The organism is Pseudomonas sp. SED1, from assembly GCF_034044025.1.
Lineage (GTDB): Bacteria > Pseudomonadota > Gammaproteobacteria > Pseudomonadales > Pseudomonadaceae > Aquipseudomonas.
In genome coordinates this window covers 29,877-51,587 of sequence record NZ_JAXCIS010000183.1, presented here as the reverse complement: position 1 = coordinate 51,587, position 21,711 = coordinate 29,877, and the positions used below count along the sequence as shown (strand labels likewise).

Genomic DNA, 21,711 nt, shown 5'->3' with positions numbered 1-21,711 from the left:
ATTTTAGGAGCAGTCTGAGGTGGGCAAAGGGGTTATGGAGAAATTACGGGCGTTCTTGGTGGGATTGCCGCGCCGCAAAAAACGACTTATTCAGGTTGCGACAGATGTATTTTTAGTCTGGGCCGCGCTTTGGCTTGCATTTGTCGTACGCCTTGGTATTGATGAGATGGTCAATCCTTTTCTAGATCATTTGTGGTTGTTTTTAGCCGCTCCTATTGTCGCTATTCCTCTCTTTGTTCGTTTTGGCATGTACCGTGCGGTCATGCGATATTTTGGTAACGACGCACTCATAGCAATTATCAAGGCGGTCAGCCTTTCGTCCTTAATTCTTGGCGTCGTAGTCTACTGGTACAGCAACCACCAGAATGTCGTACCACGCTCGATTATCTTCAACTATTGGTGGCTTAGCCTGATCATGGTTGGCGGTCTGCGTCTTGCCATGCGCCAGTATTTTTTGGGCGACTGGTTTGCTGCGGCGCAACACGTGCCGTTTACCAGCCGAGAAGACGGGCTGCCGCGCGTTGCAATCTATGGCGCCGGTGCTGCCGGCAATCAGTTGGTCGCAGCCCTGCGTATGGGCAGAGTAATGCGCCCGGTGGCGTTCATTGACGACGACGAAAGTATTACTGGTCGAGTAATCTCAGGATTGCAGGTTTACAAAGCCAAGCACATTCAGCGCATGATCGACGCTACTGGCGCTCAAGAAATTTTGTTGGCCATTCCATCGTCCAGCCGAGGTCGTCGGCGTGAAATTCTCGGTTTCCTTGAGGGCTTCCCCCTGCACGTACGCAGTGTTCCCGGCTTTATGGATCTGGCTAGTGGGCGGGTCAAGGTGGACGATATTCAGGAAGTCGACATCGCCGATTTGTTGGGGCGCGATGCAGTTCCTGCCCAAGGTGAACTCCTGGAGCACTGTATCAAGGGGCAAAGTGTTCTGGTGACGGGGGCGGGCGGCTCCATTGGTTCTGAACTTTGCCGCCAAATTCTATCCCTACGCCCCACCACAATCTTGTTGTTTGAGCACAGCGAGTTCAATCTCTACAGTATTCTCTCGGAGCTTGAGCAGCGTGTGATGCGCGAATCTCTGCCTGTGAAGCTGTTGCCAATTTTGGGGTCGGTGCGTAATCAATCCAAGTTACTGGATGTGATGAAGACGTGGCGCGTAGATACCGTCTACCACGCCGCTGCTTACAAACACGTGCCTATGGTTGAGCACAATATCGCCGAGGGTGTACTGAATAATGTGATTGGTACGTTGAATACTGCACAGGCCGCTCTTCAGGCTGGTGTATCCAACTTCGTACTGATTTCTACAGACAAGGCTGTACGCCCTACCAATGTCATGGGTAGTACCAAGCGGCTGGCTGAGTTGACCCTGCAGGCTCTTAGTCGGGAGCTGGCTCCGGTATTGTTTGGCGATAAACCCAATATATCTCGAGTCAATAAAACCCGTTTCACCATGGTCCGTTTCGGAAATGTATTGGGGTCATCCGGTTCGGTGATCCCGCTGTTTCACAAGCAAATCAAATCCGGTGGCCCGTTAACGGTGACCCATCCGAAAATCACTCGTTACTTCATGACGATCCCCGAAGCAGCCCAGTTGGTCATCCAGGCCGGCTCCATGGGGCTGGGCGGCGATGTGTTCGTGCTGGACATGGGCGAACCGGTAAAAATCGTCGAGTTGGCAGAGAAAATGATTCACCTGTCTGGCTTGAGCGTTCGCTCCGACAAAAATCCCCACGGCGACATTGCCATTGAGTTCTCCGGCCTACGTCCGGGCGAAAAGCTTTACGAAGAGTTGCTGATCGGTGACAACGTGGTGGCTACCCAACACCCGATGATCATGAGCGCCAATGAAGATCATTTGGCCTGGGATGTACTCAAGGTCAAACTGACCGAACTGCTTGCTGCTGTGGACCAGGACGACTACACCCGAGTTCGTCAGCTTCTACGTGACACCGTCAGCGGCTACTCCCCAGACGGCGAAATCGTCGACTGGATCTACCAGCAACGCCGTCTGGAACCCTGAACTCACACCCTGTAACTCACCCATTTTTGACTCTCCCCAAACATCGCCTAAGTTTGAAAAGCAGCTTCGGAAAAGCTGCTTTTCCCTTATCGATGTCATGGAGCGTCACCAATGCATAAAGCCTATTTCTCATCCCTCATCTTCGCCTTCCTCACCAGCATCTCGCTAGCCACCACAGCCGCACCCTCCACCAAACCAGAAACCCCAACCCCCATCACCACCCAAATGGCCAACGTCGACCAAACCACCAAGGTCAGCCTCAACTCCGCCGACGCCGAAACCCTGCGCCGCGATCTCTTCGGCATCGGCGCAGCCAAAGCCAAGGCCATCATCGCTTACCGTGAAACCAACGGCCCCTTCACGGCGATAGATGAGTTACTGGAAGTAAAGGGAATCGGCAAAGCGCTTCTGGAAAAGAACCGCGACAGGCTTGAGGTGAAATAAGAACCTGAAACAGGCGAGGAGGCCGGTCATCGACCGGCTTTCTTTTGCTCAACAACCTCCGCCTTCAAGCACCCCCGCACCCCATCAAGAATTCGCGTCGCCAACTCGGCGCTCTCCACACTTCTCGACAACACCAACGCCCCCACCAGCGTCGACATCAGCACCAGGCTCTGCTGCCCGGCATTCGGACTTCCAAGAGCCGCCTCAACCTGCTTGAGCCGCGCATTGAGCACCTCATCCGTCGTGCGGCTGTGCTGCCCACGCAACCCCATCTCCGATGACATCGTCGTCAGCGGGCAGCCTTGATCCGGCGAGGTCTGGTGCCATTCCGACAGATAACTGTCGATAAACGCCTCCAGCGGCCGCTCCTGGCTAAACAGCTTTTCGCAATGCGCATCCAGCTCTGCCGCCGCGGCCTGCAACGCCTTCTCCACCAACTCATCCTTGGACTTGAAGTGCGCATAAAACCCGCCATGGGTCAGGTTCAGCGCTTTCATCAGTGGCTGCAAACCGGTCGCACCAATGCCGTCACGGCGAAAGCGTACCGAGGCCTCCTTGATGATGCGCTGGTGGGTTTGGGCTTTGTGGTCTTGTGAATAGCGCATGGGAAGGCCTCCGAAACGTCAGGCCATATTAACCAAGCTTGGCGGGGCATACGCGGGTGTTTACAAAATTGTGCGGCTCAACGAGGAGCCGCTAGCCTCAACGATCCTGCGCGTCCTTGGAGTCCGCCTGGGCATTTCGTTCTGCCACGCGCTTGCGTTGTTCTTCGGTCAATTCAACCTTGTTGGCGCTGTCTCGCAGCATCAGCAAACCACCGACGATCGAACCGATCGCGACCACTAATATCAACCAGGCATACCACGGCATAGGGCTCTCCTTGAGGCAGCAAACCGTGGGGACATTTCCCCACGGTAATGACTGCTTTGAGTAACGGGCTTTCTTAGTAGTTCATTGTAGGCCCGTTCTGCCCCGGTAACCTTATAGCCCGGTCAACATCGCATCCGCGGGCGCATCGGCGCGGTCTTGCGCGGTCAGTTGGAAGTACACGAACCCCACCACCATGAAACCCAGGAAGATCAGCCCGATCAGCGCGTTGAACCACGCCATCGCCACCAGGCACACCACGGCCAGTACCAGTGCAATCCCCGGCACAATCGGATAGCCCGGTGCGCGGAACGTGCGTTCCAGCAGCGGTTCGGTCTTACGCAGTTTGAACAGGCTGAGCATGCTCATGATGTACATGACGATGGCGCCGAATACGGCCATGGTGATCATTGCGGCGGTCAGGGTCATGCCGCCCAGGTTGATCAGTCCATCGCTGTAGATGGCGGCGATGCCGACGATGCCGCCAGCGATGATTGCCCGGTGCGGCGTCTGAAAGCGCGACAGTTTGGCCAGGAAAGAGGGCAGGTAGCCCGCGCGCGCCAGGGCGAAGAATTGGCGGGAGTAACCGAGGATGATCCCGTGGAAGCTGGCCACCAGGCCGAACAGGCCGATCCACACGAGCATGTGCAGCCAGCCCGAGCTGTCGCCGACTACGGTTTTCATCGCCTGGGGCAGGGGGTCGTTGATGTTTGACAGGGTGCGCCAGTCGCCGACGCCGCCGGCAAAGAACATTACGCCCATCGCCAGCACTACCAGGGTCAGGATGCCGCTGATGTAGGCTTTTGGAATGGTGCGCTTGGGATCTTTCGCTTCTTCGGCGGCCATGGCGGCGCCTTCGATGGCGAGGAAGAACCAGATGGCAAATGGAATCGCCGCGAACATTCCGGCAATCGCCGGCGCGCCGAAAGTGTCGGAGCCGGCCCAGCCGTTCAGGGCGAAGTTGCTGAAGCTGAACGCGGGGGCGACTACGCCCATGAACACCAGCAACTCGGCGACGGCAAGCACGCATACCACCAGTTCAAAGGTCGCCGCCAGCTTCACGCCGAGGATGTTCAGGCCCATGAATACAATGTAAGCGCCGACGGCCGCGTGTTTCGGATCAAGGGCCGGGAACTGCACATTCAAGTAGGCGCCGATGGCCAGGGCGATAGCGGGCGGGGCGAACACGAATTCAATCAGCGTCGCCAACCCGGCAATTAATCCGCCTTTCTCACCAAACGCCCGGCGGCTGTAGGCAAACGGGCCGCCAGCGTGGGGAATTGCGGTGGTCAGTTCGGTGAAGCTGAATATAAAGCAGGTGTACATGGCGGCGACCATCAATGAGGTCACCAGGAAGCCCAGTGTTCCTGCCACGCCCCAGCCATAGCTCCAGCCGAAATATTCCCCGGAAATCACCAGCCCGACGGCGATGCCCCACAAATGCAGGGTGCCCAAGGTGGGTTTGAGTTGTGTGTTCATCGTGTAGCACTCCCTGAACGGTTTGGAATGTTTCAGGGCATTGCAGCGGACATGCCATTCATCAATGCCATGTCGTAAAGACGCCGAACTGTCGCCGAGGGGACGGTTTGGCGTTTGAATGCGCCCTGGGCCTGCACCAGATAAGGGCGCTGCCTACAGGAAACGCTCACAAATCCGCCTGTAAACCCCGCATAAACCCACTCTTTACGCCGTCTTTACGCCCCACCCATACCGTCGCTCTCGTTCCTTTACGCCACTCCTGCGGACAATCCTCCTACACGCGGCAGTCGCCGCACGACGGAGAAACTTCCATGAGCGTTCTGGACGGGGTGTCACTGCTGTTGGCTGTGGCGCTGTTCATTTATCTGCTGGTTGCGCTGTTACGCGCGGATCGGAACTAGGAGCAGGCTATGCACAGTTATGACTATTGGCTGATCATCGCCTTCTTTGCCTTGGTGCTGATTCCGGCACCGGCCCTGGGGCGGTTCTACTACAAGGTAATGGAAGGGCAGCGAACCTGGCTCACGCCGGTGTTCGGCCCGGTCGAGCGCGTTTGCTATCGCCTCTCGGGTGTCGATGCAGACCAGGAACAGAGCTGGCAGAAATACGCGCTGGCCTTGCTTGCCTTCAACTTTGCGGGTTTCTTGCTGCTGTTCGCGTTTTTGCTGTTCCAGCAGTATCTGCCGCTGAACCCGCAGAAATTGCCGGGGCTGGAATGGACCCTGGCGTTTAACACCGCGATCAGTTTCATGACCAACACCAACTGGCAGAACTACAGTGGTGAAGCGTCCCTGAGCTACCTCAGCCAGATGGCTGGCCTCACCGTGCAGAACTTCGTCAGTGCGGCCACCGGTCTCGCGGTACTCGTCGCGTTGTGCCGTGGGATCGGTCGCAAATCCACCAAGACTTTAGGTAACTTCTGGGTCGACATGACCCGCGCTACGCTCTACGGCCTGCTGCCGATGTGCCTGGTGTTTGCATTGTTCCTGGTCTGGCAGGGCGTACCACAAACCTTCGCGCACTATGTGAGCGCGGTAACCATGCAGGGTGTTGACCAGGTGATCCCACTGGGCCCGGCCGCCAGCCAGATTGCGATCAAGCAATTGGGCACCAACGGCGGTGGCTTCTTCGGTGTCAACTCGGCGCATCCATTTGAAGACCCGACTGCCTGGGCCAACCTGTTTGAGCTGGGCGCGATCATCCTGATTCCGGTCGCGCTGGTGTTCACCTTTGGCCACTACGTGAAAGACCTGCGTCAGAGCCGGGCGATCCTCGGTTGCATGCTGGCCTTGTTCATCATCGGCGGCGCTACCGCGATGTGGGCCGAGTACCAGCCCAACCCGGCGCTGAACAACCCGGCGGTTGAACAGGCCGCGCCGCAGGAAGGTAAAGAAGCGCGCTTCGGCACCACCGGTACCGTGTTGTGGTCGGTGGCTACGACCGCCGCGTCCAACGGTTCGGTCAACGGCATGCAAGACAGCCTCAACCCTCTGAGTGGGATGGTCTCGCTGGTCAACATGATGGTCGGCGAAGTGATCTTCGGCGGCGTCGGTGCCGGCATGTACGGCATGTTGCTTAACGTGTTGATCGCGGTATTCCTCGCCGGCTTGATGATTGGCCGTACACCGGAATACCTCGGCAAGAAACTCCAGGCCAAGGAAGTGCAGTTGCTGGTCGTGACCTTGCTGGTGATGCCGGTCGGCACCCTGGTGCTGGGCGCCATCGCCGCCAGCCTGCCTGGCCCGGCTGGCGCCATCAGTAACCCTGGCCCCCACGGTTTCAGTCAGTTGCTGTACGCCTACACCTCGGCCAGTGCGAACAACGGTTCGGCGTTCGGCGGTTTCAGCGCCAACACCACATTCCACAACCTGATGATGAGCCTGTCGATGTTGCTTGGCCGCTTCGGCTACATCCTCCCGGTACTGGCCCTGGCCGGCAGCCTGGCGATGAAGAAGACCGCACCGATTGGCCAGAACAGCTTCCCGACCCACGGCCCGCTGTTTGTGACCCTGTTGACCGTGACCATTTTGCTGGTGGGCGGCCTGACCTTCCTGCCGACGCTGGCACTGGGCCCAATTGCTGAACATTTGAGCATGGCTGCTTTTTAAATGAAGAGCCTAGGGGATATGAAAATGAACTTGCCTGCAAAAAACGCGGCTCCCGTCAAAACCCAGGAGCCGGCCAAAACCGCAATGTCGGCCCTGTGGCGCCCGGCGCTGGTCCAGGCCTTCGTCAAGCTGGACCCGCGCCAGCTGCAGCGTTCGCCGGTGATGCTGGTGGTCGAACTGACCGCGATCCTCACCACCGTCCTGTGCTTTGTGCCGGATGTTGCCGTACCGACCTACGTCGCCGTGCAAATCGCCGTGTGGCTGTGGTTCACCGTGCTGTTCGCCAACTTCGCCGAAGCCTTGGCTGAAGGTCGCGGCAAGGCCCGCGCCGACAGCCTCAAGGCTGGTAGCGAGGGCCTCAGCGCCCGCCGCAAGGAAACCGACGGCAGCTTCAAAGTCGTACCGGCCACCAGCCTGCGCAAAGGTGATGTGGTACGTGTGGCCGCTGGGGAAATGATCCCGGGTGACGGCGAAGTCATCGAAGGGATTGCCGCGGTCAACGAAGCGGCGATCACCGGCGAATCGGCTCCGGTTATCCGCGAATCCGGCGGCGACCGTTCGGCCGTCACCGGCAACACCCGCCTGGTTTCGGACTGGTTGATGATCCGCATCACCGCCAACCCGGGCGAGTCGACCCTGGACCGCATGATTGCCCTGGTGGAAGGCGCCAAACGCCAGAAAACCCCCAACGAAGTCGCGCTGGATATCCTGCTGATCGGCCTGACGCTGATCTTCCTGCTGGTGGTGGTGACCCTGCAGCCGTTCGCCCACTTCGCCAATGGCAACCTGCCGCTGGTGTTCCTGGTGGCGCTGTTGGTCACGCTGATTCCGACCACCATCGGCGGCCTGTTGTCGGCCATCGGTATTGCCGGTATGGACCGCCTGGTGCGCCTCAACGTGATTGCCAAGTCCGGCCGCGCAGTGGAAGCGGCGGGGGACGTGCACGTGCTGTTGCTGGACAAAACCGGCACCATCACCTTCGGTAACCGTCGCTGCACCAACGTCATCGCCGCGCCCGGTGTCAGCGGCAAGGAGCTGGCCGAAGGCGCACTGCTGGCGTCCCTGGCGGACGACACGGCCGAAGGTAAATCCATCGTCGAGTACCTGCGTGGCCAGCACCCGCAAGCCGAGCCATCGACGGATGAGTTGACCTCCGTACCGTTCAGCGCGGAAACCCGCCTGTCCGGCGTCGACTACCAGGGCCGTGTATTCCGTAAAGGCGCTGTAGATTCGCTGCTGGCCTTTATCGGCCTGCAACGCCGCGACCTGCAACCGGCGCTGTCCCGGGAAATCGACAAGATCGCACAGAGCGGCGGCACGCCTTTGCTGGTGTGTGCCGACGGCAAATTGCTCGGCGCGATTCACCTCAAGGACGTGGTCAAGCCTGGCATTCGTGAACGTTTCGCCGAGTTGCGCAAGCTGGGGATTCGCACCGTGATGGTGACCGGTGACAACCCGCTGACCGCTGCTGCGATTGCCGCTGAAGCTGGCGTGGATGACGTGCTCGCCGAAGCGACGCCAGAGAAAAAGCTGGCACGCATTCGTCACGAACAGAACGACGGTCGCCTGGTTGCGATGTGCGGCGACGGTGCCAACGATGCCCCCGCGCTGGCCCAGGCGGACGTCGGCATGGCGATGAATGACGGCACCCAGGCTGCCCGTGAAGCGGCCAACATGGTCGACCTCGACAGCGACCCGACCAAGCTGCTGGACGTGGTGCAGATCGGCAAGGAATTGCTGGTAACCCGCGGTGCGCTGACGACGTTCTCTATCGCCAACGACGTGGCCAAGTACTTCGCGATCCTGCCGGCGCTGTTTGCCTCGATCTACCCGCAACTGGGCGTGCTCAACGTGATGCACCTGCAAAGCCCGCAAAGCGCGATCCTCTCGGCCATCGTGTTCAACGCGCTGATCATTGTGGTGCTGATCCCGCTGGCACTGCGCGGTGTGCGCGTACAGGCGGCGAGTGCGGCGGCATTGCTGCGTCGCAACCTGCTGATCTACGGCCTGGGGGGGATTCTGGTGCCGTTCGTGGGCATCAAGGCGATCGACATGCTGTTGACCGCGCTGCACCTGGTTTGACCCGATGCCTGCAGGCGCCGGCAAACCGGTGCCTGCAGGTTGCAATAACCGAATTGAGGAACTTGAAATGTCCAACATAATCCGCCCGGCCCTGAGCCTGCTGGTGTTGATGACCCTGATCACCGGCGTGGCCTATCCCCTGGTTGTCACTGGCGTGGCGCAAGTCGCGTTCCCTGACCAAGCCAACGGCAGCCTGGTACACGATGCCAGCGGCAAGGTTCGCGGTTCGAGCCTGATCGCCCAGGATTTCACTGGTGACGGCTGGTTCCACCCACGACCATCTGCCGGCGCGTTTGCGACGGTTTCCAGCAGCGCCAGCAACCTCGGCCCAAGCAACCCGGCCTTGGCTACCCGCGTATTCGACGACGCCAACAAGCTGCTGGTACCCGGTCAGGGGCCGGTGCCGATAGCAATGCTGACTACCTCCGGCAGCGGTCTTGATCCACACTTGCCACCACAAGCGATTGCCTATCAACTGGCCCGGGTGGCTGCCGCACGTAATCTGCCGGTGGCGACCCTGGAGCGCTTGATGGACGAGCACATCGAAAGCCCGTTGGTGGGCCCGCCGGTGGTGAACGTGCTGGCGTTGAACATGGCCCTGGAAAAACTGTAAACCGTGGCGCCGCTTTCGCGAGCAAGCCCGCTCCCACATTCGACTGAGTTTCATGTTTGGAATGCGGTCAAATGTGGGAGCGGGCTTGCTCGCGAAGGCGGACTCAAGAAACCCACATCAACACCTGAAGGAAGCCCGCCCGCATGAGCGACTCCGGCCGCGCCGATGCCCTGTTAGCCGATCTACCCCGGGACGGCCGTGGCCGGCTCAAAGTCTTCCTCGGCGCCGCGCCCGGCGTGGGCAAGACCTACGCCATGCTCCAGGCCGCTCACACCCAGCTGCGCCTGGGCGTGCGGCTGATCGCCGGCGTCGTGGAAACCCACGGCCGCGCCGAGACCGAAGCCTTGCTCAGCGGCCTGCCACAACAGCCGCTGCTGCGCTCCGAATACCGCGGCGTGATGCTGGAGGAAATGGACCTCGACGGCCTGCTCGCCGCCAAGCCCAAACTGGTGCTGGTGGACGAACTGGCCCACAGCAACGCCCCCGGCAGCCGCCACGAAAAACGCTGGCAAGACATCCAGGAATTGCTCTCTGCCGGGATCAACGTATTCACCACAGTCAACGTTCAGCATCTGGAAAGCCTCAATGACCAGGTGCGCGGCATCACCGGCGTGCAAGTGCGCGAGACCTTGCCTGACTGGGTCTTGCAGGAAGCCGATGAGCTGCTGCTGATCGACCTTCCATCCCGCGAATTGCTGGAGCGTCTGCGTGACGGCAAGGTCTACGTGCCGGAACAGGCCCGCGCCGCCATCGATGCGTTCTTCACCCAGACCAACCTCATGGCCCTGCGCGAGCTGGCGATGCAAACCGCGGCGGCCCACGTCGACGATGATTTGGCCCAGGGTTATCGCCAACTGGGCCAAGCCGCGCCCGCCGTGCGTGGCCGGTTGCTGGTGGGTGTGGACGGCGATGCCCAGGCCGAACGCCTGGTGCGTCATGCCAGCCGTGTGGCCCAGCGTCGGCATTTGCCGTGGAGCCTTGTGCATGTGGATAACGGCCGGGTGCGGGATGAACAATCGCGCCTGCGCCTGCAAAACGCCCAGCAACTGGCCGAGCGTCTTGGCGGCGAAGTGGTGCTGCTGCGGGCGGGGGAGGTGGCGAAGACGCTGATCCAGCACGCAGCCGAGCGTCGTGCCAGCTTGATCCTGGTGGGGCAATCCCGGCCGCGTTGGCATCGCACCGTGTTTGGGGGTGGCTTGGCCTCACGCTTGCTGCGCAATGCCCGGGGCCTGGAAATCAATGTCCTCGACAGCGACGAAGTGCCGGCCCCGCCGCGCCTGCCGGATGTGCGTGGGCTGGTGTGGTTTGACTATGCCCTGGCGGTGGTGGCGACCGTGATCGCGGCCGCAGTCGCATGGGGTGTCGCCAGTGCCTTGCCGTTGCCGAATATCTCTCTGGTGTTCCTCGCCGCCGTATTGCTGGTAGCGGTACGTAGCAGCTTGGGCCCGGCGTTGGCGTGTGCGGCGCTGTCATTCCTGAGCTACGACTTTCTGTTTATCCCACCGAATTTCTCCTTCGCCATCCAGCGTGAAGAGGACGTGCTGACGCTGTTGTTCTTCCTGCTGATGGCCGCGCTCACCGGCAACTTGGCCGCGCGCCAGCGTCGGCAGTTGCAAGCGTTGCGCGACACCCAGGAAGAAACCAGCGAGCTGCTCGACCTGTCCCGCAAGCTCACCGCTGCCACCGATCGCCAGGCGGTGATCAGTGCAGCCGCGCATCACCTGGAAGGCTGGAGCGACCTGCAACTGTGCCTGCTCAACCGCGACGGCCAGGGCGACTGGAAGGTCGAGACCGGCGGGCCGATCACCTTCACCGAAGCCGAGCGCGCCGCCGCCGATTGGGCCTGGCAGCACGATCAACCAGCCGGCATGGGCACCGGTACCTTGCCGTTCGGGCGCTGGTGGTGGTGGCCGTTGTCGAGCGAAGAGGGCCCGTTGGGCCTGCTCGGTGTCAGCCCGAAAGCCGGGCTTGAACTGAGCGGCCAGCGCCGTCGTCTGCTCACCGCCTTGAGCCAGCCATTGGCTCAAGCCCTGGCCCGTGCGCAGCTTGGCCAGGAACTCGAAGCGGCACGCCTGCACGGCGAAACCGAGCAATTGCGCAGCGCCTTGCTGGCCTCCGTGTCTCACGATTTGCGCACACCGCTGACCTCCATGCGTGGCAGCATCGACAGCCTGCTGGCCCTCGGCGAAGCGATTCCCCTGGAAGATCGCCGGGAGCTGCTGGAAGGCACCCGCGATGAGGCCGAGCGCCTGGATCGCTACATCCAGAACCTGCTGGACATGACTCGCCTGGGCCACGGCGCGCTGAAGCTGGCAAGGGACTGGGTCTCACCCGGCGATATCGTCGGCAGTTCCCTTGGCCGTTTGCGCGCGGTGCTGGCGCCGCTGCAAGTGACCACCGACGTGCCGCCCGAACTGCCGTTGTTGTACGTGCATGCGGCCTTGATCGAGCAGGCGCTGGTCAACGTACTGGAAAACGCCGCACGCTTCTCACCGCCACAAGGCCGCCTGCAACTCAGTGCTGGTGTGCAGGATAATCAATTGTTCTTTGCGGTCGCCGATGAAGGCCCGGGCATTCCCGAGGAGGAGCGGGCGAAGATTTTCGACATGTTCTACACCGCCGCCAGAGGTGATCGTGGCGGGCAGGGCACCGGGCTCGGCCTGGCGATCTGCCAGGGCATGGTCGGTGCGCACGGCGGGCATATCAGCGTGGCCGAGGGCATCGAAGGTCGCGGTACCTGCATCACTTTATTCCTGCCATTGCAGACCCAGCCTGGCCTGGAAAGCGAACTGTAGGATTGAGGGGGGGCGCCTAGCGCTTGCTCGCGAAGATCGTTAACGATGATGATGGTGTTCTGAGTTAACGCGCAGCCCTTGCGTTTTTCGCGAGCAAGCTCGCTCCTACAATGAAATGTTTCTTCACGGATTTTGATTGGACACCATGAGCCAGACTGCGACGATTTTGGTCATTGACGACGAACCGCAGATCCGCAAGTTCTTGCGTATCAGCCTGGCCTCCCAGGGCTACAAAGTGATCGAGGCCGGCACCGGCAACGAAGGCCTGGCCCAGGCCGCCTTGAGTAAACCGGACCTGCTGGTGCTCGACCTCGGCCTGCCGGACATGGACGGCCAGCAAGTGCTGCGCGAGTTTCGTGAATGGTCCACGGTGCCGGTGCTGGTGCTGTCGGTACGGGCCAGCGAAGTGCAAAAGGTCGAGGCGCTGGACAACGGCGCCAACGACTACGTGACCAAGCCGTTTGGCATCCAGGAGTTTCTTGCGCGGGTACGGGCGTTGCTGCGTCAGGCGCCGGCGGGGGAGGCACAGGAAGCGGCATTGCGGTTTGGCCCGCTGACGGTAGACCTGGCTTATCGGCGGGTGCTGCTGGACGGTGTCGAAGTGGCGCTGACCCGCAAGGAATACGCGGTGCTGGCGCAACTGGCGCGGCATCCCGGGCGGGTGATCACCCAGCAGCAACTGCTCAAGGATATCTGGGGCCCGACCCATACCGAAGACAGCCATTACCTGCGGATTGTGGTGGGGCATCTGCGCCAGAAACTGGCGGATGATCCGACTCAGCCACGGTTTATCGTGACTGAGGCCGGTGTGGGCTATCGGTTGTTGAACACCGAGGCCTGAAGCGTTAGCTCAACCTGTGGCGAGGGAGCTTGCTCCCGTTGGGCTGCGCAGCAGCCCCAAAATCCCGGGAGCGCTTCGCACTCCAGCGGGAGCAAGCTCCCTCGCCACAAAAGCCCTGCTTATAAAACCTCAGTGTTGCTCACTCTCATATCGATCCAGCGTATCGCTGGCGATCTCCCTGCCCAGCGCGATCAACTCCGGCGCTTTGTAAAACTCGAAAAAACGGCACACCCGCTTCGGCACGTTGATCAGAATATCCGGCGGGTACCCTGCGATCTTGTACTGCGCCAATGACGTCTGCATCACCTCGAAGCTCTGGTTGATCAGGTCCAGCAGCGACGCCGGCCCCACGTTATCGATGATGAACGAGCCGGTCGCCGACTTTGGCGCCCCGGCCTTTTCCGGTGCCGCCGCCGGTTGTTGCGCCTCGGGTTCGGCAGAGTCCAGCCACGGGTTGATATCGGCGGCCTGGGCCAGCAGCGCTTCCTGTTCCAGCATCAATAATTGCTCGGCCTGCTTGCGTCGAAACGGCAAGTGCGAACCCAGTGAACGCACCAGGTTATCGAAGCGGCTCCTGAACGCCGGCGGACGCTGAATCACCGGGAGCGTGTAGTGCTTCTGGTTGGTGGAGTTGAGGTTGACCGCGATGATCAGGTCGCAATGGCTCGACACCACTGGCACGATCGGCAGCGGGTTGAGCAGGCCGCCGTCCACCAGCATGCGGTTGCCCTGCATCACCGGTGTGAACAGGCTGGGAATCGCCGCCGAGGCGCGCATGGCCTGGTGCAGGCAGCCTTCCTGGAACCAGATTTCCTGCTGGTTGGTCAGGTCGGTGGCCACGGCGGTGTAGGGAATGCGCAGGTCTTCGATATTGATCTCGCCGACGATCTTGCGGATCTGCCCAAAGACCTTTTCGCCACGAATCGCCCCCAGGCGAAAGCTCACATCGACCAGGCGCAGTACGTCGAGGTAGTCGAGGCTTTCGATCCAGTTTCGATACGCTTCCAGCTTGCCCGCGGCATAGATCCCACCCACCACCGCACCCATGGAGCAGCCGGCAATGCAGGCGATGTCGTAGCCGCGTTTTTCGATTTCCTCGATCACGCCGATATGGGCGTAGCCCCGGGCGCCACCGGACCCCAGCACCAATGCAACACGTTTGTTCATGACCTGATCCTTCGTAAAACAGGTACCCACAATGCACCCATCGAGGGGCGCGCTTCAATCATCACTGTCACAACCGATTATTTTCGCGAGCGGGCGATCATGCTCGGGTATGCTCTGGCAATCGGAGCTGCGGATTCAGGCAGTCGGATAAGGCACTTTTCTGTGTAGGCAACGTCTACAGCTGTGACTGTTTTTTCTTTTCTTGAGGTGTCATTTGATGAAAGCCTGGATGTGTGTGCCTGTGATCGTGTTGGCCCTGGCCGGTTGTGCCGGGAAAACCGCTTATCGCGACAGCTGCGGCACGCAACTGGATGCGGCGTGGCACGAGCTGGACCTGGCCAAGGCCGAAGGTTTTGCCGGCACCGTGAGTTACTCCAAGGCTCTGTCGTTGTTGACTGGCGCCAAGACCCAGCAGCAGTTCGAAGCCTTTGAAGGCTGCTCGACCAAGGCCGAGAAGGCCCGCTTCTACATTCGTGAGTCCCGTGCAGGGCGCTAACCCCGCATAGCAACTGTCGAGTGCAACGAGGCTGCATCAGCGGCCTCAAGCTCACAGAAGTCTAATCATTGAGGAGGAAAGGATGTCAGCCTTGGTCGATCAGCTAGTCGCTCAGGTCATTGGCCTGGAAGTAGGGTTACTGAACTGCCAGGCGCGCCTCGCCGCCGTCACGGACGACGAGGCCCTGCATGATCTGCGCACCACCGTGCGGCGCTTGCGCAGCCTGTTGCGACCATTGCGCGGGTTGCCCGGTGTCGAGCAACTCGAGGCGGCCGCCAGTGCCGTCGGCCAACTGACCACGCCGTTTCGCGACCGTGAGGTGTTGGCGGCCTACCTCCACCAGCACGGCCATCACGAGGCGGCTGAGCGGCGTATGCGGCAGCAGCCGGCCACCTACCGCTCGGTTGCACAAGGGCCGGAGCTGGCGCAACTGCTGCTGATCCTCGATGCATTCCCCCGTTTTATCCGCGCCTCCCAACGGCAGAAGTTGCTTAAGGGCCTGAGCACGCGCATTGAAAAACGCCTGGCCAAGCAATGGAAAAACCTCGGCGAGGCGCTGCGCGATCCCAATCATGACCGTCATCGCCTGCGCCTGTTGATCAAGCGCGTGCGTTATGCCGCCGAGGCTTATCCCCAGCTGAACAAGCTGCCGCCTAAAGCCGTGTCCCGTCTCAAGGCGGCCCAAGGCGCCCTTGGCGATTGGCACGACTGCTGGCAATGGCTGGCGCAAGCCGGGCATGAGCCTGACTTGCAGCCGTGCGTGACCGGCTGGCACCGCACCATGGCGGAGGCTGAAGGGCAAGCGGACCGGGTGCTGGACAAGTTGAGCGCCGACTGCTTCGCGTGATTGCGCGGCCTTTCTGTCCGGACTTTTGGCTGGAATAGGTGCTGTGTGGCGCAGGCCGGGTGGTTAAGATCCCTCAATCCTTTCTTCAAGTTGAGATCGCCATGCGCTTTAGTGATTTGCTCGACGCTGCCCGCAGCCACCCGCTGGACGTCTCGGTCCCGGCCGAATGGGCCCAGGGCCGCGCCACCTTTGGCGGGCTTGTCGTGGCGTTGGAGTACGAAGCCCTGCGTGCGCAGGTCCCGGCGGATCGCCCGTTGCGTTCGCTGGCGATTACCTTTGTCGGCCCGGTGGCGCCGGATGTGTCTGCCCGCTACGAAGTGGAAGTGCTGCGCGAAGGCAAGGCCGTCAGCCAATTGCTGGGCCGTGTGGTGCAGAACGGCGAAACGATGACCCTGGTGCAGGCCAGCTTCGGCGCGTCGCGGCCATCGCAGATCGACGTCGCCGCTGAACCTGCGCCCACTTTCAAACACTGGGACGAATGCCAGGAGCTGCCCTACGTAAAAGGCGTAACGCCGGAATTCATGCGGCACCTGGCGATGCGCTGGAGCGTGGGCGGCCTGCCGTTCACCGGCAATAAATCCCGTGAGATGGGCGGTTGGGTGCGCTTGCGTGGCGACGTGAAAGAAGAACCGCTGACCGAGGCGCATATCCTCGCGCTGGTGGATGCGTGGCCACCTGCGGTGTTGCCGCACCTGACACAACCCGCACCGGGCAGCACCCTGACCTGGACCATCGAATTCGTCCAGCCGTTGCAAGCCCTCAGCACCCTGGACTGGTGCCAGTACCGGGTCCACATCGAGCATGCCCGCGACGGCTACGGCCATGCGGCTGCGCAGCTGTGGAGCCCTGACGGCCAGTTGATTGCTATCAGTCGCCAGTCGGTGGTGGTGTTCGCCTGAGTCCTCAGACCAACAGGTGTTGATCGTTGGAGGCATCGCCGGTGCGTGCCTCCAGGCTGCGACCGTGATGCTGCAATGCCAGCGCGGCCAGAATGCCGACAACCCCGATAGCGACGCTCGCCAGGTTCTCGCTGAACACCCCGGAGACCATCAACAGAAAGCCGATCACCAACAGTGGCAGCGCAAGCAGCTGCAGCACTTGATTGGTTGCATGCTGATGATTCTGCGGTTGGGTGCGCCATTGCCAGGCGGGGAGATTCGGATGACGTTTGCCCATGATCGTGATTCCTCTGTTCGTTGAAACATCTTGAACAGAGTGTAGGACGGGCAGGGCGGGGCGGCGAATCAAGGATGGCTATGGGGGCCATAGCCATTCATTCGGGTTTACAGCTTCAATTGTCCGATGGCCTTGCTCAGTTCACCGGCCAGGGTCGCCAGCTGATTGCTGGTGGTGGCCGAGTCCACGGTTTGTTGCACGGTATTCTCGGTGACGTCACGGATGCTCACCACCGCCCGATTCATCTCCTCGGCCACGTGGCTTTGCTGTTCGGCCGCCACGGCAATCTGCGTATTGCTCTCGCGCATCTGCGCCACGGCTCCGGTGATTTCAGCGAGGGCGATCCCGGCCTCTTGCGCCTGTTGCACACAGTCGTCGGCCTTGAACGAGCTTTCCTGCATAAAGTCCACCGCGTCCCGGGTGCCGGCTTGCAGGGCGGACACCATGCGGGTGATTTCATCAGTGGAGCTCTGCACCCGCTTGGCCAGGTTGCGCACTTCGTCGGCGACCACGGCAAACCCCCGACCCATTTCGCCAGCACGCGCCGCTTCGATGGCGGCGTTGAGGGCCAGCAGGTTGGTCTGTTCGGCGATGCTGTGAATCACCCCGACCACACTGTTGATTTTCTGGCTGTCCTCGGCCAGTTTCTGGATCATTTCGGCGGTCTGCTGCACGCCGGTAGACAGCCCGGCAATCGAGCGCTGCACCCGGCTGACCACTTCCTGGCCGCTGCCGGCGAGGGTGTCGGCAGTCTGGGACAGGTCGCGGGTGGCGCCGGCATGCTGGGCGATATGGTAAACGGTGGCGGTCATCTCGTTGATCGCGGTGGCGGCCTGGTCGGTTTCGCTTTGCTGGCCGAGCATGCCGTGTTGCACCTCGTTCATACTGCTGGCCAGGCGTGCGGCACCGTCGTCCAGTTGCTTGGCGGTGCGCGCGACGGTGTTGACCACGCGCTGATAACCCGCTTGCATCGCGTTAAAGGCAGTAGCCATCTGCCCGACCTCGTCTTTACAAGCCAAGGGCACGCGGGCCGAGAGGTCGCCGGTTTTTTCGACGTGCAGCATCACGTCTTTCAAGGTGTTGAGTTGGCTGAGCAGAAAGCGGATCAACAGCTGTGAGGCACCGAGCATGGCCAGCATCAGAATCATCACCGCCACGGCGTAATTCGCGAACCGTTCTTCGAACACTTGGCTCAAGCTGGGTCCGTAGGCCAGCACGGCGACCTGCTGGCCGTCTGCACGAGCGATCACTTCGGCGCCCATCAGCGGGTTTTCGCCAAACAACGGCATGTGATTGAAGTCCACCCAGCCACTGGCGGTGGCCAGGGCTGACAGATCCTCGTCGCCCAGTTGTGGGACTTTGCCCTTGGCATAGGTCAGCCAGTGCTCGCCCTTAGGCAGCGGTTGGCCGGCCGGCCAGGCACTGAGCAAGTGCGCCTGGGCTTGCGCCGAAGCCTGGGAGGCCTGGCTGCGGGCCTGTTGTTCGAGCTGCACGGCGTACAACACCAGCAGCAACGTGGTGATGAAGGCGACCGCGTTTACGGCCCAGAATTTGTATTTAAGCGAGATGTTGCTAAGCCAGGCACCCATGGAAGGTTTTCTCTGATAGCGGAAACAGCATTGGCAAGGTGCCATTATTGTGCCGCTATCGAGGCGCCGGGTTTTGATGTGGGTCAATGAGCCGCGTCAATCCGGCACAGGCAATCCAAAAAAGGCCCGGGCGCAGGCGGTGCTGTGTTGCGCCAGGTCTTCCACGGTTTCTTCGCGGTGCAAGGCGACTTCCCGCAGGACTTCCGGCAAATAGGCGGGTTCGTTGCGCCCGTTTTTCGGCTTGGGTCGCAAGGTGCGTGGCAGCAAATAGGGCGCATCGCTTTCCAGCATCAGGCGTCCACGGGGAATTTCCCTGACCAGCGGATGCAGGTGCGTCCCACGGCGCTCGTCGCAGATCCAGCCGGTAATGCCGATGTGCAGGTCCAGGTCGAGGTAGCTGAATAAAGCACGCTGCTCGCCGGTGAAGCAGTGCACCACGGCAGCCGACAGGTGATCGCGGTAGTCCCGCAGGATTTCCAGCAGGCGCTGGTTGGCGTCACGCTCATGAAGAAAAACCGGGAGTTTCAGTTCCACGGCCAGGGCCAGGTGTTCTTCGAGGACTTTTTCCTGCTGGGGGCGCGGCGAGAAATCCCGGTTGAAATCCAGCCCGCATTCACCCACCGCCCGCACACGACTTTCCTTGAGCAGACCGCGCAGGCGCCTGGCGCTTTCGGCATTCCAGTCACTGGCGGAGTGGGGGTGGATACCGGCAGTGGCGAACAGGCGTTGACCGCTTTCGTCCAGTTGTTCGCACAGTTCCAGGGCCTGTTCACTGCCATCGACACTGGTGCCGGTGAGCACCAATTGGCTCACCCCGGCGGCGTAGGCACGGTCGAGAACGGCCTGGTGCTTTTCGTCGAAACTTGGGTTGGTCAGGTTGACGCCGATATCAATGAGTTGCATGGTGCTACCTCCGCCTGCGGTCGGAAAGCATATCAGAGCTGTAGATTTATAAGAAAAGCCAAGAACTACAACGAGTTAAAGCTGTCTTTGAAAGTCGCAAGTAACACCGTGTTTGGTTTGTCGCCATCTGCCGTGCCACCCTTGCGCCCAAAGCCTGCGCTCATGGCGCTCTGTTTCTGTCCCCCAACGCCTCGTTTTTCGCGAAGCAATGGGCAGTATTCTTTCTTCCGGAGAGCGGATGATCCGACCCTCGGCGTTGCTTGTGTTGTGCCTGACGTTACTGCTGCCCATCGCGGCGGTTGCGCGTCTGGACGGCCCGCTGGAGGTGATCAAGCCCGGCAAGGTCCGGGATCTTGCGCAGATCCGCAGCAGCCGCACCTTGCGGGTGTTGGTCAACCAGAGTCGCAACAGTTCCGGTGAAGTCCAGGGCCAGGCCATCGGTGTTGAATACCACCGCCTGCGCGCTTTCGAGCAATACCTCAACGGTCACGCCCGTGACGGTGAAGAGATCAACCTCAAAATTATTCCCAAAGCCAAGGATCAACTGATTGGCGCATTGGCCCGTGGCGAGGGCGACCTGGTAGCCCCCGGCGAATTGCTAGACGTGAAGGCCGCCCACAAGATTGCCGCCAGCGACCCGATAGCCAGCGATGTGTCGTTGTGGCTGGTAGGGCTCAAGGGCGAGCGGCGGTTTACCAAGCTTGAGCAATTGTCCGGGCGCACGCTGGCCTTGACCACGGGCAGTGCCGCGTCGGACGCGATCAATCAGGTCAACCAGAAGCTGGCGCTGCACAAGTTGCCGCCGGTGAAGGTGGAATGGGTCGACCCCAGCCTGGCAGTGGAAGATGTGCTGGAGATGGTCCAGGCCGGGATTTTCCACCTGACGATTGTCGAGCGACCGATTGCCGAGCGCTGGGCGAAGATCCTGCCCAAGCTGCGGTTTGACCGGCAAGTAGCCATAAGCGAGCCGGGTGAAGAATATTGGTTTGTGCGCCAGGATGCTTCGATGCTGCGGGCCAGCATTGACCGTTTCCTCAAGACCTACCACACCCCGTCCGACCAGGACGTGGCATTCCAGCGTATCTACCGCCGCCTGTATCAAGTGCGTTATCCGCTGGCCCGTGCCGATCGACAGCGCCTGGAAAAACTGCGCCCAGTGCTGCAAAAGCATGCCCGTGAGCAGGGCATGGATTGGCTGAACCTGGCCGCGCTGGCGTTCAAGGAGTCTGCCCTCGACCCCGGCGCCAGAAGCAGTGGCGGCCCCACGGGGCTGATGCAGATCACGCCATCGGCGGCCCAGCGGGTTGGGGTCAATAACATCGAGAGCCTGGACAGCAATGTGCAGGCGGGCGCGCGGTACCTGGCGATGATCCGGCGCAAGTTTTTCTCAAGCCCCAAGCTCAACGAACGCGAGCGCATGGCGTTTGTGCTGGCGGCCTACAACATGGGGCCGGAGCGGGTCCAGGGAATGCGTGCCGAAGCGCGGCGGCGCGGGCTTAACCCAAACCAATGGTTTTTCCAGGTCGAGCGCATTGCCATGGAGCAGGTGGGGATGGGTGGCGTCAGCTATGTTAATAGCGTGAACAAGTATTACCTGGCGTTTGATCGGGAACGGGAGTCGTTGGAGCCTGCAGCGCCGCGAGTCGCCTCTCGTAAATAATCTATTAATTAGATTGTTATTAGCCGTTTTATCGGCTTTTATCATTGCTTAAACTGATTAATATAGCGGCCAACCAACCCCTACATCGAAAAGGATTATCAGCATGAGCCCATTGATCACCCGCATCCTCTCCACCCGCGCCGGCTACGGCCTGACGGTTCTGCGGATTTTTGTCGGGATCATTTTCGCCGCCCACGGTTCGCAGAAGCTCTTTGGCTGGTTTGGCGGTGGCGGTCTGGCGGGCACTGCCCAGTGGATGGAAAGCATCGGCCTGGCGCCGGGTACCTTGATGGCGCTGTTGTCGGGTGGTACCGAGTTCTTCGCCGGGCTGGCGCTGATCATCGGCTTGCTGGCGCGGCCTGCGGCGTTGGGCTTGTCGATCATCTCCCTGGTGGCGATTTTCTCGGTACACATCCACAACGGGTTGTTCATGGCCAACAACGGTTACGAGTTCGCCCTGGCGTTGCTGGGCGGTACGCTGGCGGTCTTGTCGGAAGGTGCAGGCAAATTGTCTGCCGACCGCGCCATCACTCACTGATACCGCGTAAACCCCTTTAAAGGCCCGCCCCGTGCGGGCCTTTTCATTGCTCGGGATTCTTGACACCGCCCTACAGG

At 60.9% G+C, this 21,711-nt stretch carries 19 protein-coding genes and 1 pseudogene; 13 read left to right on the top strand and 7 right to left on the bottom strand.

The window, feature by feature from the left end; all coding sequences use genetic code 11:
- The first annotated feature begins 34 nt into the window (after window positions 1-34).
- Window positions 35-2,029 carry a polysaccharide biosynthesis protein gene (locus tag SNL23_RS23800; RefSeq protein WP_318303788.1) on the top strand — a complete coding sequence of 665 codons (1,995 nt, stop codon included), beginning with the start codon at window positions 35-37 and terminating at the stop codon, window positions 2,027-2,029.
- 111 nt (window positions 2,030-2,140) lie between these two features.
- A complete protein-coding gene (locus tag SNL23_RS23795; protein WP_318303764.1) occupies window positions 2,141-2,473 on the top strand; it encodes a ComEA family DNA-binding protein in 333 nt (110 codons plus the stop codon).
- Window positions 2,474-2,499: 26 nt separating this feature from the next.
- Here SNL23_RS23795 and SNL23_RS23790 read toward each other — a convergent pair whose 3' ends face one another.
- The 3 genes from SNL23_RS23790 to eat all read right to left on the bottom strand — a co-directional run bounded on the left by SNL23_RS23790 (window position 2,500) and on the right by eat (window position 4,819).
- Window positions 2,500-3,078 (bottom strand): TetR/AcrR family transcriptional regulator, encoded by a 579-nt coding sequence (locus SNL23_RS23790; RefSeq protein ID WP_318303763.1) that lies wholly within the window; start codon window positions 3,076-3,078, stop codon window positions 2,500-2,502.
- 97 nt (window positions 3,079-3,175) lie between these two features.
- Window positions 3,176-3,343, bottom strand: coding sequence for a DUF2897 family protein (locus tag SNL23_RS23785; RefSeq protein WP_318303761.1), 168 nt, complete (start codon window positions 3,341-3,343; stop codon window positions 3,176-3,178).
- A 111-nt stretch (window positions 3,344-3,454) separates the two neighbouring features.
- Window positions 3,455-4,819, bottom strand: coding sequence for an ethanolamine permease (eat, locus tag SNL23_RS23780; RefSeq protein WP_076017313.1), 1,365 nt, complete (start codon window positions 4,817-4,819; stop codon window positions 3,455-3,457).
- Between the two features lie 311 nt (window positions 4,820-5,130).
- Between eat and kdpF the strand changes: the two genes are divergently transcribed.
- The 6 genes from kdpF to SNL23_RS23750 all read left to right on the top strand — a co-directional run bounded on the left by kdpF (window position 5,131) and on the right by SNL23_RS23750 (window position 13,258).
- Entirely contained in the window at window positions 5,131-5,220 is a 90-nt protein-coding gene (kdpF, locus tag SNL23_RS23775) for a K(+)-transporting ATPase subunit F (protein ID WP_003218754.1), read from the top strand.
- A gap of 9 nt (window positions 5,221-5,229) precedes the next feature.
- The gene (gene kdpA / locus SNL23_RS23770) at window positions 5,230-6,927 is read left to right on the top strand and encodes a potassium-transporting ATPase subunit KdpA (protein ID WP_076017314.1); all 1,698 of its coding nucleotides are present in this window, start codon (window positions 5,230-5,232) and stop codon (window positions 6,925-6,927) included.
- Window positions 6,928-6,951: 24 nt separating this feature from the next.
- Window positions 6,952-9,009 carry a potassium-transporting ATPase subunit KdpB gene (kdpB, locus tag SNL23_RS23765; RefSeq protein WP_173860411.1) on the top strand — a complete coding sequence of 686 codons (2,058 nt, stop codon included), beginning with the start codon at window positions 6,952-6,954 and terminating at the stop codon, window positions 9,007-9,009.
- Window positions 9,010-9,076: 67 nt separating this feature from the next.
- Window positions 9,077-9,622, top strand: coding sequence for a potassium-transporting ATPase subunit KdpC (kdpC, locus tag SNL23_RS23760; protein ID WP_076017316.1), 546 nt, complete (start codon window positions 9,077-9,079; stop codon window positions 9,620-9,622).
- Between the two features lie 143 nt (window positions 9,623-9,765).
- Complete coding sequence (locus tag SNL23_RS23755) at window positions 9,766-12,417, top strand: sensor histidine kinase KdpD (RefSeq protein WP_318303760.1); 2,652 nt, start codon at window positions 9,766-9,768, stop codon at window positions 12,415-12,417.
- A gap of 145 nt (window positions 12,418-12,562) precedes the next feature.
- Entirely contained in the window at window positions 12,563-13,258 is a 696-nt protein-coding gene (locus SNL23_RS23750) for a response regulator (RefSeq protein WP_003218747.1), read from the top strand.
- Window positions 13,259-13,387: 129 nt separating this feature from the next.
- Here SNL23_RS23750 and SNL23_RS23745 read toward each other — a convergent pair whose 3' ends face one another.
- Window positions 13,388-14,425, bottom strand: coding sequence for a patatin-like phospholipase family protein (locus SNL23_RS23745; protein ID WP_076017318.1), 1,038 nt, complete (start codon window positions 14,423-14,425; stop codon window positions 13,388-13,390).
- 217 nt (window positions 14,426-14,642) lie between these two features.
- On the opposite strand from SNL23_RS23745, the gene SNL23_RS23740 reads away from it, so the two are divergent.
- The 3 genes from SNL23_RS23740 to SNL23_RS23730 all read left to right on the top strand — a co-directional run bounded on the left by SNL23_RS23740 (window position 14,643) and on the right by SNL23_RS23730 (window position 16,667).
- Entirely contained in the window at window positions 14,643-14,921 is a 279-nt protein-coding gene (locus SNL23_RS23740) for a hypothetical protein (RefSeq protein WP_003218744.1), read from the top strand.
- Window positions 14,922-15,003: 82 nt separating this feature from the next.
- Window positions 15,004-15,768, top strand: a complete 765-nt coding sequence (locus SNL23_RS23735; protein ID WP_076017319.1) for a CHAD domain-containing protein — start codon at window positions 15,004-15,006, stop codon at window positions 15,766-15,768.
- A 101-nt stretch (window positions 15,769-15,869) separates the two neighbouring features.
- Window positions 15,870-16,667, top strand: coding sequence for an acyl-CoA thioesterase (locus tag SNL23_RS23730; protein ID WP_076017320.1), 798 nt, complete (start codon window positions 15,870-15,872; stop codon window positions 16,665-16,667).
- Between the two features lie 19 nt (window positions 16,668-16,686).
- On the opposite strand, the pseudogene SNL23_RS23725 reads toward SNL23_RS23730, so the two are convergent.
- The 3 genes and pseudogenes from SNL23_RS23725 to SNL23_RS23715 form a co-directional block, all read right to left on the bottom strand.
- Window positions 16,687-16,944: pseudogene (locus SNL23_RS23725) on the bottom strand (terminase); the annotation flags it as partial.
- A gap of 107 nt (window positions 16,945-17,051) precedes the next feature.
- Window positions 17,052-18,533, bottom strand: a complete 1,482-nt coding sequence (locus SNL23_RS23720; protein ID WP_076017322.1) for a methyl-accepting chemotaxis protein — start codon at window positions 18,531-18,533, stop codon at window positions 17,052-17,054.
- Window positions 18,534-18,629: 96 nt separating this feature from the next.
- Entirely contained in the window at window positions 18,630-19,436 is an 807-nt protein-coding gene (locus SNL23_RS23715) for a TatD family hydrolase (RefSeq protein ID WP_076017323.1), read from the bottom strand.
- 238 nt (window positions 19,437-19,674) lie between these two features.
- On the opposite strand from SNL23_RS23715, the gene SNL23_RS23710 reads away from it, so the two are divergent.
- Both SNL23_RS23710 and SNL23_RS23705 read left to right on the top strand, forming a co-directional pair.
- Entirely contained in the window at window positions 19,675-21,096 is a 1,422-nt protein-coding gene (locus SNL23_RS23710; protein WP_076017324.1) for a transglycosylase SLT domain-containing protein, read from the top strand.
- Window positions 21,097-21,199: 103 nt separating this feature from the next.
- On the top strand, window positions 21,200-21,634 hold the full coding sequence (locus SNL23_RS23705) for a DoxX family protein (RefSeq protein WP_076017325.1): 435 nt from the start codon (window positions 21,200-21,202) through the stop codon (window positions 21,632-21,634).
- Window positions 21,635-21,711 lie beyond the last annotated feature (77 nt).